Below are 12,486 nucleotides of genomic sequence, written 5' to 3' on the forward strand. Positions count from 1 at the left end.
TGGCCCGGGTCGATGCCCGGGCCTATTCACTTTTTGGCCTTGGATTTTGCTCTGGCGGCCGGTTTTGCAGCTTTCGCTGCAGGCTTTTTCACCGCCGGTTTCTTTGGCGCAGCTCTGGTCTCTAAAGGTTTCGCAGCCGCTTTTTTCGCTGGTGCAGGTTCGGCTTTCGCTTCAGGCTTCGCCGAAGCTTCCGCTTTTGGTTTGGCATTGAGAAGTTCCTCATATGCCTCCTTCAACGCCGCAGCATAATTTGCCGGATCGGGGATCATCTCGCGGTCGCTAGTGAAGGAAATCGCGATATCCGGGCCATAGCTGTAGATCGCGTTGATCATTCCCATGCCGTCGAAAATCGGCCCGGTGCCCATCATTCGGACCATCTTGGCTCCCGCAAAAAACAGTGGAACCCTTGGTCCGGGGACGTTGGTCGCTACCACGTTGAACACCGGCGAATGCAGGTTCGAAACGCCAAGGCGCGAATAGAGCCGCGCTCCCAGGCCGGCGAGGCCTGAAGGGATGAACTGGCTATATTCGGTCAGCGTCCGCGCACCGACCGCATTGGTCATCGCCTTGGAATTCACGGCTTCCTTGCGGACGAAGGCCAGCCTTTCCATCGGGTCTTCGATATGCGTGCCAAGTTGCACGAGCATGGCCGAAACAAGGTTACCCAATGCTTCCTTTTCACCGTCTGCGCGCACCGAAATTGGAGCCATGGCAGTCAGGCTGTCCTTGGGCAGAGCTTTGCGCTGCTGCAGATATTTGCGCAGACCGCCACCGATGATCGTCAGGATCACGTCGTTTACCGTCGCGCCTTCGATGCGGTCCTTAATTGCCCTGACTCCCGCCAGCGGTAACACTGTGCTGTCCCACACGCGGTGCGGGCTTACCTTCCCGTTGAGGATGGTCTGAGGCGCCATTTTCGCACCTTTCAGCGAGACATCGCCGCCAGCCACTTCACGGATCAGCCGTGCGGCACCGGGGACGGTCTGTGCCAGCGTTTTGGCAAAACGCACCGGTTGGGTGACCGAATTCATCCATGTCCGCATCAGCATTTCGGTGACAGCAGGCTCGTTTTCGCCCTTCCATTTGGGCTTGGCAGAACGGTCTACTGGAACAGGTTCGATGTCATGCACGGCTGCGGACAGTTCCACCCCTGACATACCGTCGATTGCGGCATGGTGGACTTTGGCGACCAGTGCGAAACAGCCCTTGGGTAGCCCCTCGATATTGTCGAGGCCCTCGACAATGTTGAATTCCCACAGTGGCTTGGAGAGGTCCATGCCGCGCGCGTGGAGACGGGCCACCTGGATACATAATTGCCGCCAGTCGCCGGGTTGGGGCAGAGCGATGTGGCGGACATGATATTCAAGGTCGAAATTGGGATCGTCGATCCAATAAGGATGGTCGAGATCGAAGGGAACGCGGACCAATTTCTGGCGGAAACTGCGTGCCTTATCCAAGCGACTCTCAACGTGGGCCAATATGTCCTTGAACCGGACGAAACCTCCCGGTGCCGTTGAAGGATCATAAATCCCCACTGAACCGATATGCATCGGCGTGTTGGGGGTGTCGAGATAGACGAAACTCGCGTCCTGCCCGCTTAGCTGCTCCATGATGTTCTCCTCTCCGAAGAGGAGACTAACGCCGCTTTTGCTGCTTGGCGAGTCTAACGCGAACGCATGGCTACGATGAGGCCGAGCGTTGCCAAAAGCGCCCCTCCTCCCGCCAGTGCCGACCAGTCATAGCCTTCGAACAAAGTCGACAACAACATGGCCACAACGGGAATGAGGACGCTGGTATATGCTGCCTTGCCGGGGCCGATCTTGCGGATAAGATCGAAATAGAGCGGAAAGGTGACCACCGAACCGATGATGCCAAGATAGAGCACGCCACCCAGATAGCCCGCCCGAATCTCTATAACCGGCGGCCCATGATTGATGAATGACCATGCGGCATTCGCCAGCGCACCCCACAGCATCGACCAAGCGAGGATTGTCGTTGTGGGATAGCGGCTGATCGACGGGGCCACCTGCATAACATTGGAAACCGACGCGCAAAGCACCGCAATTAGAGTTAGCGCCGTTCCCAACAACACCTCATGCCCGCCGATCGGCGCAGCGCGATATTCCTGCGCCATCAACAGGGCGACACCAGCGGTGGCAATGATGGAGCCGACAACGAAGTTTCGGCTGAATTCGCGACCGAGCCACCATTTGCCCAGCAAAGCATTGGGGACGATGAGCAGTGCGAAAATGACTGCGACCAACCCTGATGTTATGTGATGCTCGGCTGCGTAGACGAAGTTGAAATTGAGCGCGAACTGCATCAGGCCTAGCAATAGCGTCCATTTCAGACTGGTGCTGTCAAGGCGCAGCGATTGCCGGGTCACGGCAGACAACAGGAACATCCCAATGGCAGCAACAGCAAAACGATAACAGACCGACCAGCTTGCGGGTACCGTTCCCAGCTGATCGCTGATCACCAGCCAGGTTGATCCCCAAATCAAAGAGACGACCAAAAAGGGGATCGCTATGCGCGGGTTGAGCAAGCCGGGTTCAGCGGCTGCGGCGGAAGATGGGGAAGTGGTCACAGCGCAGCGATGGCGTTGGCGAGCGGCTGGACATCCTCTTCGCGGTGATGCCAACTGGTAACGAGACGCGCGGAGCCTTCACCCCAATCGTAGAAATCAAAGCCCAGGGATCGGAGCGTTGCAGCCTCCGATGCAGACAGGCGAATGAATATTTCATTGGCCTCAACCGGATGGAGCAGCCTTTCGGGTGCAGCCTCGGCAATGATCTGCGCAGCGGCATTTGCCGCTCTCGCATTGTCGAGCCACAAATCCTGATCAATGAATGCCAGAAGTTGCGCCGCCAGAAACCGCCCCTTCGAAAGCAAATGCCCCGCGCGCTTGCGGCGATAGCGCGCTTCATCGGCCATCGCCGGATCGAAATAGACCAAAGCCTCGGCATTCATCCCGCCATTTTTGACAAAGCCAAAGCTGAGGACGTCAACGCCTGCGCGCGACGTCACGTCTGCAGGCGTGCAGCCAAGTGTCGCGACCGCATTGCCAAAGCGCGCGCCGTCCATGTGCAGACCCAGCTTGCGTTCGTCGCATATATCGCCAAGCGCTGCCACTTCTTCAGGCCGGTAAACCAGCCCATATTCTGTCGCATTGGTGATGGATACCGCCGCTGCCTGCACCTGATGCACATCAGGCCGGATTGTCGAAATCAGATCGCCGACGGTTTCCGGCGTAATCTTTGCCCCTTCGCCGTCCACCAGCATCAATTTCGCTCCGCTAGTGTAGAATCCGGGCGCGCCGCACTCGTCGACTTCAATATGCGCTTCGCGGTGGCAAACGACGCCTTGATGTGGCTGTACTAACGACGTCAATGCCAGACAGTTGGCAGCCGTGCCGGTTGAAATCCAAATTACAGCGACGTCATGTTCGAACAGTTCGGAAAATGCCGCATCCAGCCGCTGGCTCAAAGCATCGCCGTCATAGGCTGTGTCGACACTATTCGCGTCGGCGATGGCTTGCATGATTTTGGGATGCACCGGGGCAGCATTGTCGGAAAAGAAGCGCATCGCGATGCCCAACGGCAAAAGGCACTTTGCGTCAAGGGGCTGATTGCCTTGTCAGCCCTTAAATAGCCGCTGCCGCAGGCTTTGCCCTCCAAAAGAAACGACTTCGCTCCCACCATGCCCTAGCGATATCGCCAAACGATCCAATCGTCGCTCGACCGAACCGCTGCGAAGACGTGCAAAATCGCCGTTCAGGGTAAGCTGTAGCTTGCCGGCATCGGCTTCAAATCGGCTTTCGGTCAAAGCTGCGCCAGATCCGCCATCGAGCCGCAATGCGAGCCGGATTGCGAGTCCCCACTGCATTGCTTTCATCAGTTCCCTATGCTCGGCAAGCTGCAACAAAATAGTCGGCCAGCTGTTTTTTTGGCCATGAGCCGCCATCAGTGCAGCGGCCAAAATGGCTCTTTCGTGCGGTCCGATACTTGGCCAGCTGCCATCGAGAGCAAAGTTCAAAGAATGGGTGGCACGATATTCCGGGCTGACCTGCCATGCGCTGTCAGCCAGCAGGCAGGCACATTGGCGCAGCCGTTCCATTTCTGGCGAGTCAGTCGTAAACAGAGGTGCAATCCAATCGGCCAATGCGTCTCCATGATAGGAAAATCGGGACAGCCGCTTACCTTCGAAACGGACGGCAGCAATAAGCGGGTCTTCGCGCTGCTCGGCTTTCTTGAGCTTGCCGAATAACAGGCCTTCACGAATGCCCGATATACTGGTCAGGAAATGGGAGGGTTGGAACAGCCGCGCGATGCCAGCAAGTAAAGACGTGGCATCAGGTAACGCAGCCATTCGTCCGCTCGGTACCACCTTGGTTTCTGCGACGGCTGTCGCGTTGCGCGTGAGTTCAAGCAGGTCGGCAGGTGCCTCACTCGGCAGGCGATAGTTGGACAAGACGGCCAACGGAAATTCGGTTACAAACATGTGCAAGCGCGCCAGTGATCGCCATGACCCGCCGATGAGGTAAAAAGGAAGGCCAGGTTCAATCAAAAACTTATCGTCACCATTTGCGGTAGTAAGATGCTGCTGAATATGTTGCGCGACCTGCTTGGCAGCCATGTTCCGGAATTCGCCAATTCGCAAAGTGCCGAGTGGCAGTGATACACTCTCTTTGAGTTGGCCATTTTTAATGCGGACCAGTTCAAGACTACCCCCGCCCAGATCGCCCACATAGCCATCGGCATCGGGGTGTTCGCTGATGATACCCATGCCGGATGCCAGTGCCTCTGCCTGCCCATCGATTACATCTATTTTGATGCCCAGTTTGGCGGCGCGCTTTACAAGCTCTGGTCCATTTCTGGCTTCACGTGTTGCTGCTGTGGCAATTACGCGAAGCCAATCAACCTCCATCATTTCGGCGACGCGGTGCAGTCGTGCAATCGCGCCAACCGCGCGTTCCATCGTATCCTCATCGATTACGCTGTCGCCGTTCAGGCAGGCACCCAGACTGACCCGGCTTTTTTCGTTGTAGATGGGCACGGGAGACCGGACAGAACCGGCATAGACCACTAGCCGGATCGAATTGGAACCGATGTCAATGACCGCGCGGCGGTTTGGCGTCATCTTTTCCGGACGAGGCGCAATGTGGGCACGTCATTTTCTTCCGCCAAAGCATCACCGCGACCCGACAAGGACGGGTTGGTCATGAAATATTGGTGGAGATTGAACGGCACCCCTTCGGCCTTTACCCTTTCATAGCGACCGGTAGGCCGCAACATCCAGCTTTGCTGGTTGTCTAGCAGGTTTGCAACCATAACCTGATCAAGGATCTGGTCGTGGACCGTGGGATTTTCAATGGGCAGCATATATTCAACCCGCCGGTCAAAATTGCGCGACATCCAGTCGGCTGAAGAAATGAAGACCCGCGCACTGGTATTGGGCAGGTCGGCACCATTGCCAAAGGCCCAGATGCGGCTGTGCTCCAGGAAACGGCCCACCACCGATTTGACTCTGATACGCGATGACATGCCTTTGACCCCGGGTCGCAAACAGCAGATCCCGCGGACCACAAGGTCGACCTCAACGCCTGCCTCGCTCGCTTCGTAAAGCTTGTCGATGACGGCCTTGTCGACCAAGGAGTTGAGCTTGGCCCAAATCGCGCCGGATCTGCCTTCCTGCACATGGGCAATTTCATCGTCGATCAGCGCCAAAATCTTTTCGCGCAGTCCAAGCGGGCTCATCGTCAGCAATTTCAGGTCGGTCGGCTCGATATAGCCGGTGACGAAATTGAAAATCTGCCCGGCATCATGCCCGATGCGGGGGTCTGCGGTGAAAAAGCTGAGGTCGGTGTAAATGCGTGCTGTCACCGGATGGTAATTGCCGGTGCCGAGGTGACAATAGGTTCGCAATTCCCCATCTTCGCGCCGTACGACCAGCGAAATCTTGGCATGTGTCTTCATGTCGACAAAGCCGTAGACCACTTGCACACCCGAATTTTCAAGCTGCGCCGCCCAGTGCAGATTCTGCTCTTCGTCAAACCGTGCCTTCAGTTCGACAACTGCGGTAACCGATTTTCCTGCTTCTGCCGCTTCGCATAATGCCTTGATCACGGCGGACTGCTTGCCGGCCCGATACAGGGTTTGCTTGATGGCGACGACATTGGGATCAAGGGCTGCCTGACGAAGGAAGTCGAGGACAACGTCAAAACTTTCATAGGGGTGGTGAACGATGATGTCTTTCTGCCGGATTGCGGCGAAGCAATCGCCCTCATGCTCCAATATGCGTTCGGGAAAGCGTGGCGTGTACGGTGTGAATTTGAGCTCGGGCCGATCCTCGTCGACGAGTTGCGCAAGGTCGCCAATGCCGAGGAAGCCGGCGGTTTCTGAAATGATGTTGCTGCCGCCGCCCAGTTCGGACCGGATAAGCTGCGCGAGTTCGTCGGGCAGGCCCTTTTCAAACTTCAGCCGGATTACGCGCCCGCGCCGCCGCCTTTTGATGGCCGTGCGGAAATAGCGGACCAGATCCTCGGCCTCTTCCTCAACCTCGATGTCGCTGTCGCGGATGATGCGGAACGCACCAGCGGCTATCAGCCGGTGCTCGGGAAACATCTGTCCGACGAACCGCTTGATCAACGCTTCGAGCGTGACAAAGCGGTGGGTGCTGCCAGGGACCCGCACAAAACGCTGCAAGGACGATGGTATCAATACAAGCTGCCGTACCGTTTCACCGTCGCTTTTTCGGCGCATATCAAAGATGATGCCAATACCCTGATTGGGAATGAACGGGAATGGATGCGCCGGATCGAGCGCCTGCGGTGTCAGCACAGGGAGTATCTGCTCGCGGAAGTGTTTCTCCACCGCCTGCATATGGCTTGCTCCAATGGCAGACGGGGTTATGACCTTGATACCGTGGAGTTTCAGCTGGCGGCGCAGCGCACGCCACAGTTTTTGTTGCTGCTCCATCAAGGCGTCGGCAGCGGAAATGATGGCTGCCAGTTGCTCGCCCGGGGTGCGTCCGTCGATTGAGAGCTCCCCGATCCGGCGCATCTGCTGGCCACGCAAGCCTGCGACGCGGACCATGAAGAATTCGTCGAGGTTCGATCCGGAGATGGACAGAAAGCGCAGTCGTTCGAGCAAGGGATGGGCGGGGTTTGCCGCTTCTTCAAGCACCCGCTCGTTGAATTTCAGCCATGAAAGTTCGCGGTTGAAATAGCGGCGGGCAAGGTCATTCCGGGCGTTTGCCGCGCGTTCCTGGACTTTCCTGCTTTTCAACTTCCGCCCCAACTCGATGTTCCTTTTTTTCGGTGGCATGCAATTGTTACACTTTTGCGGCGGTTACTCCGTAGCAGCATCCACTGCACATTTCGCAAAAATCCGTCTGTGCATACGAAATTACAGTGACGTACCGCATTTGGCACAATAATGCTCTTGTCCATAATTAAGGATATAATCGGGGAGAGTTTTAATGGCCTTGGCACCACAGGCTTCGAACAGTAGCGACAGCAATTCGGCGGAGGCCGAAGGAAACCATATCGATGCGCCCGAATTACGGCTGTTCGTTATGGCTTTGTTTTTCATTTTTGGCGGTATTACATCGCTTAACGATGTCATCATTCCGAAACTGAAAGAACTATTCACGCTCAACTACACACAGGCAATGCTGGTGCAGTTCTGCTTTTTTACGGCCTATCTCGTCATCGGCATACCAGGCGCGGCGTTGGTCAAGCGTATTGGCTATATGCGCGGGGCGGTTGCGGGCCTGCTGACGATGATGGCGGGTTGCCTGCTATTCATTCCGGCTTCGCAAACCGCGACTTATGGCGTGTTTCTGTTTGCACTTTTTGTGCTGGCCAGCGGTGTGGTCATCGTTCAGGTTGTTTCGAACCCGCTGATCAGTTTGCTGGGCAAGTCAGAGACTGCACATAGCCGCCTGACTTTTGCGCAGGCTTTCAATTCATTGGGCACGACGGTCTTTCCGTTCTTCGGTGCCATTCTCATTCTGGGTAGTCTTGCTTCGATCAGTGCCGATCAGTTGTCGGGTCCCGAACTTGACGCCTATCGCACTGCGGAAACGCAAGCGATAGTGAATGGCTATCTGGGCTTGGCCGTCGCGCTGGCAATCGTTGCGGCAGTGGTCTGGATGTTCCGCAACAAGTTGCAGGGTGAAAAGCACGAGGCCAGCAGCCTGCTCGGTGGTTTCTCGCTGTTGAAGCGTCCGCGCTTTGGCTACGGCGCATTGTGCATCTTCCTTTACGTCGGTGCTGAAGTTTCGATCGGTTCTTTGATCGTCAACTATTTGATGCAGTCGCATGTGATGGGGCTTCAGGAACAAGCGGCAGGCAAGCTGATTGGTCTTTATTGGGGTGGCGCGATGATCGGTCGTTTCATCGGCTCGGCAATTCTGCGCATGGTCAGCCCCGGCATGGTGCTGGCGTTCGTGTCGACCGGTGCAATCAGCCTTATCCTGATTTCGACCAACACCAGCGGAACGGTCTCGGGCTATGCCTTGTTGGCTATCGGCCTGATGAACTCAATCATGTTCCCGACCATCTTTACGCTGGCGTGTGAGAAACTGGGTTCGCGCGCTGCTGACGGTTCGGGTATTATCAATGTCGCAATCTTCGGCGGTGCAGTGATACCGTTGCTTACCGGTGTCGTTGCTGACGCGACGGGCAGCCTTGCAGCCGCACTAATCCTGCCAGCAATTTGCTATGCGATCATCGCAGGGTTCGGGATATTTGCCCGGCGTCCGGCCTAAAGTCACTTGCAACTCTCGAACAGGTCCAGCGCCTGCGCGAGCGAAATGACCTCTGCATATTTGGCCTGAAGGTCGAAAAGAGTGTTGTCGTGCGGGGTCGGGTGGCGGTCACCACAGGCCTCGCGGACTACAAAGGGAGCAAAGCCGTGTTGAAGCGCATCTAGCGCAGATGCACGCACACACCCGGACGTGGACAGCCCGGAAATAAGCAAAGTGTCGACACCCATGTCGCGCAGCTTCTCATCCAGCGCGGTTCCAAAAAATGCTGAAGCGAACTGCTTGCTAACTACGGTTTCGCCTTCGTGCGGCTGAAGCGTGGGTGGAAATAGCCCTAGGGGCGATCCGCGATCAAATGCCTTTAGCGCGGGTATTTTTTGATAGAACAGACCGCCGTCGGCTCCGCCCGGTTCGTACACAACATTGGTGAAGATCACTGGGATACCTGCCGCCCTTGCTGCGGCGAGCAGACGGATATTGCTGTCCAGCGCATCTTCAACGCCCGCGTAAAGCGGGGAGGCTGGGTCGAGATACGCCATGACGAAATCGACAATCAACAAAGCTGGCTGCTTGCCAAACTCAAGGTGGCCGTCGAATGCTGCGGTATAATTGGCAGATAGGTCACCGTCGCCTTGTATCATCAGATTGCGCCAATGGCCTCTAATGCAGCAAGATCGTCGGCGTTCAAGCCCAGTAATTCACCATATATTTCGGCATTGTGCTGCCCCACTTTTGCAGGTGCTGCCCGGCGCACACTACTGGGTGTAGCTGACAATTTTGGAAAGGCGCTCTGCATCTTCAGCGGACCGAAGCGTTCGGTTTCAACCTCAATGATGGCTTCGCGTGCCTTGAAATGCGGGTCGTCGAGCATTTCCGGTGCACGATAGACTCTTCCCGCCGGTATCGAATGGGCGATCATCAGTGCATCGACTTCGTCGACGGTCAATGTTCGCGTCCACTGATTGATGCGACTATCGAGCTCAATCTGGTTCTCTCCACGTGCAAGATGGGTGGCGTAGCGCGGGTCGGTTCCAAGCTCGGGTTGCCCCATGGCTTCGGCCAGTCGCTGCCATAGCGAATCTTTGTTCGCCCCGATCATATATTCGCCGTCTTTGCAGCTATAGACATTCGACGGCGCAATCCCCGGCAGGAAGGAGCCGGATCGTTCGCGAATGAAACCGCTTCGGTCATATTCCGGCACCAGACCTTCCATGACCTGCAGCACACTTTCATAAAGAGCCGTATCGACCACCTGGCCTTTGCCGGTCTTTTCGCGGACGTGCAGTGCAGCGAGTACACCCATGCAACCGTAGGTGGCGGTTAAAGTGTCACCGATAGAAACGCCCATGCGGCTTGGTGGCCGGTCTGGTTCGCCGACAATGTAGCGCCATCCGCCCATAGCTTCGCCAATTCCACCAAAACCGGCCCGGTCGCTATACGGACCCGTCTGCCCATATCCCGACATGCGCGCGATGATCAGGCCAGGGTTTTCGGCATGGAGCTGTTCGGGGCCAAGACCCCATTTCTCCATCGTGCCGGGCTTGAAATTCTCGATCAGGATATCGGCTTTTGCAATCAATCTGCGAACCAGATCCTGCCCCTCGGCAATGCGCAAATTGGCGGAAACCGAACGCTTGTTGCGGGCAATAACTTCCCATTGCACCTTTTCAGCGCCCTGACCCCAGATTCGCATCGGATCGCCTTCGCCGGGCGGCTCTACCTTGATGATGTCAGCGCCCATATCACCGAGCAGCTGGCCACAAAACGGCCCGGCAAGCAGTTGCCCAAGTTCAACAACCCTGATGCCTTTTAATGCGCCTGAATTCTCCACCCGCTTACTCCGCAGCTTCGATGTTCGCCCAGACGGGCTGTATCGGAGCGGGCAGGCCGGTATCAGCCTCACATTGTGATCGCAGGAAATCGATGCCCGGGCCATAGTTGAACAGCGACAGTTCACCTCGGGTTGCTACCATGGATCCACGGAGCGCATCGGTCGCAGCGGCATCTACTTCGCCATTGTCGTTGGTGACAACGCCATAGGCTTTGGCGCCTTCCGGCGTCACCAGTCCTTGCAAAATCTCTTTTGCGACCAGCGCCGGGTCACGCGCTAACGGGTCACCCCAGCCGCCACCGCCCCAGGTGATGAAGTGCAACTGGTCGCCCTCGTCGACATGGACATCTTCCACCTTGTTGCCGACAATGCTTTGGGTACCGTCGGCTTTTTCCAGTATCTTGCGCGCACGCATCCCCGGTTCGCCGCCATTGACGCCCCATGGCGGTACGAACCATCGGTCATCATGAATAGAAATTGTTCCGCTCGCGAGGAAACGATACGTCATGTGAATTCCGTTGCCGCCACGATGCAGCCCTGCGCCGCCACTATCGGGTTCAGTTTCATAGCGCTCGATCATCAATGGAAAATAACGCTCGAGAAATTCGTTGGGTACATTGGTGAAACCGGGCCAGAGCGAATGGCCGTCCGGCCCGTCACCTAGCGGACGTCCGGGTATCCCACCGAACCCGATCTGGAATAGCTGGAACCAGTCGCCCTTTTTGTCATTTCCTGAATAGAAAAGATGTGGTGACGAGGAAAAACCGGCCGCATTCAGGAATTCTGGCGTTTTTTGGCCCAAAAGCCCGCCTAAAATGTCGAAAATGCGGCCCAGCGCATGGGTGCGACCCGAAAGCGCTGCAGGGAATTTAGGTTTGAGCAGCGACCCTTCGGGGATGCGCACATCGATGAGGTCGTAAAAGCCATCGTTGAACAGGATTTGCGGATCAAAGACCATGATCATGTAGATACCGAAGAACATCTTGAACATGTTCTCATTGAGGTAAAAATTGATCGAAGCCGCGCTCTGCGGATCTGTTCCGGCGAAATCGAGGATCACCTTTTCGCCCTCGCGCCGCATCGTGCATTTGATCTTGTAAGGGCCATAGCCCATGCCGTCGTCGCAGATATAATCTTCAAAGCTCACAGGCTCTTCGGCAATGGCCATGCCGATGAGCGCCTTCATCGCACGGTGGTTGCGGGCGAGCAATTCCTGCGTGGCCGAAACATAAACGTCATCGCCAAATCGCTCAGCCATTTCGATGACGCGTCGAGCCGCCACCCGGCATGAGGCGATCAGGGCGTTGAGGTCGGCCTGGCACCAGTCTGGTTTGCGCGTCTGGTGCATGACCAGCTTCATTAGGTCGTCATTATATTCGCCTTTGCGCCAAATTTTGACCGGGGGTATGCGGACACCCTCTTCAAAAATCGATCGCGCGTTGATCGGCATCGAACCGACAACCTTGCCGCCAATGTCGCTTTGGTGGCCGAACATCGCTGTATAGGCGATCAAGCGACCATCCTTGAAAATGGGCAGTAAGACCAACCAGTCATTTGAATGGCTGATGGCCCCTTCACAGCTGTAGGGATCGGACAGAAAGATCATGTCGCCATCTTCCAATGTTCCGTCAAAGCTCTCCAGGAATCCGCCAATAAAGCTACCAAACTGGCCGACAATCATCTTGCCTGTGTGGTCGGCGATGAGCGGAAAGGCGTCACCCTGTTCACGGATGCCCGGTGACATCGCAGTGCGCACCAGGGTGGCATCCATTTCGATACGGGCGTTGCGCAAGGCGTTTTCTATGATGTCGAGCGTGACCGGATCGATGTCGATCTTTTTGAACGGAGTGCTGTTGGTCTGGATGATTGTTGCAGGCATGGCGCTA

General features: G+C 56.4%; 9 protein-coding genes. 1 reads left to right on the plus strand and 8 read right to left on the minus strand.

What is annotated here, in order from left to right; translation table 11 throughout:
- Window positions 1-26: 26 nt before the first annotated feature.
- From DXH95_RS01275 to DXH95_RS01295, 5 genes are read right to left on the minus strand one after another with little or no spacing between them, the layout of a single operon-like run.
- Complete coding sequence (locus DXH95_RS01275) at window positions 27-1,610, minus strand: WS/DGAT/MGAT family O-acyltransferase (RefSeq protein WP_115547661.1); 1,584 nt, start codon at window positions 1,608-1,610, stop codon at window positions 27-29.
- A 53-nt stretch (window positions 1,611-1,663) separates the two neighbouring features.
- Entirely contained in the window at window positions 1,664-2,587 is a 924-nt protein-coding gene (locus DXH95_RS01280; RefSeq protein WP_239016502.1) for a DMT family transporter, read from the minus strand.
- Window positions 2,584-3,585, minus strand: coding sequence for a threonine aldolase family protein (locus DXH95_RS01285; protein WP_115547663.1), 1,002 nt, complete (start codon window positions 3,583-3,585; stop codon window positions 2,584-2,586). The genes DXH95_RS01280 and DXH95_RS01285 overlap by 4 nt, the downstream gene beginning before the upstream one ends.
- Window positions 3,586-3,636: 51 nt before the next feature.
- Window positions 3,637-5,139, minus strand: a complete 1,503-nt coding sequence (locus tag DXH95_RS01290; protein WP_115547664.1) for a Ppx/GppA family phosphatase — start codon at window positions 5,137-5,139, stop codon at window positions 3,637-3,639.
- A complete protein-coding gene (locus tag DXH95_RS01295; RefSeq protein ID WP_239016503.1) occupies window positions 5,136-7,286 on the minus strand; it encodes an RNA degradosome polyphosphate kinase in 2,151 nt (716 codons plus the stop codon). The genes DXH95_RS01290 and DXH95_RS01295 overlap by 4 nt, the downstream gene beginning before the upstream one ends.
- Window positions 7,287-7,479: 193 nt before the next feature.
- Here DXH95_RS01295 and DXH95_RS01300 point away from each other — a divergent pair, with 193 nt between their 5' ends.
- Complete coding sequence (locus tag DXH95_RS01300; RefSeq protein ID WP_115547666.1) at window positions 7,480-8,772, plus strand: sugar MFS transporter; 1,293 nt, start codon at window positions 7,480-7,482, stop codon at window positions 8,770-8,772.
- A gap of 2 nt (window positions 8,773-8,774) precedes the next feature.
- Here the strand turns inward: DXH95_RS01300 and DXH95_RS01305 are convergent, their stop codons facing one another.
- From DXH95_RS01305 to DXH95_RS01315, 3 genes are read right to left on the minus strand one after another with little or no spacing between them, the layout of a single operon-like run.
- Window positions 8,775-9,410: an isochorismatase family protein gene (locus tag DXH95_RS01305; RefSeq protein ID WP_115547667.1), complete on the minus strand. Its 636-nt coding sequence runs from the start codon at window positions 9,408-9,410 to the stop codon at window positions 8,775-8,777.
- Window positions 9,410-10,600 (minus strand): CaiB/BaiF CoA transferase family protein, encoded by a 1,191-nt coding sequence (locus tag DXH95_RS01310; RefSeq protein WP_239016504.1) that lies wholly within the window; start codon window positions 10,598-10,600, stop codon window positions 9,410-9,412. The genes DXH95_RS01305 and DXH95_RS01310 overlap by 1 nt, the downstream gene beginning before the upstream one ends.
- A 4-nt stretch (window positions 10,601-10,604) precedes the next feature.
- Window positions 10,605-12,479 (minus strand): hydantoinase B/oxoprolinase family protein, encoded by a 1,875-nt coding sequence (locus DXH95_RS01315; RefSeq protein WP_115547669.1) that lies wholly within the window; start codon window positions 12,477-12,479, stop codon window positions 10,605-10,607.
- Window positions 12,480-12,486: the final 7 nt, after the last annotated feature.

It is taken from the genome of Sphingorhabdus pulchriflava, from assembly GCF_003367235.1.
Classification (GTDB): Bacteria; Pseudomonadota; Alphaproteobacteria; order Sphingomonadales; family Sphingomonadaceae; genus Sphingorhabdus_B; species Sphingorhabdus_B pulchriflava.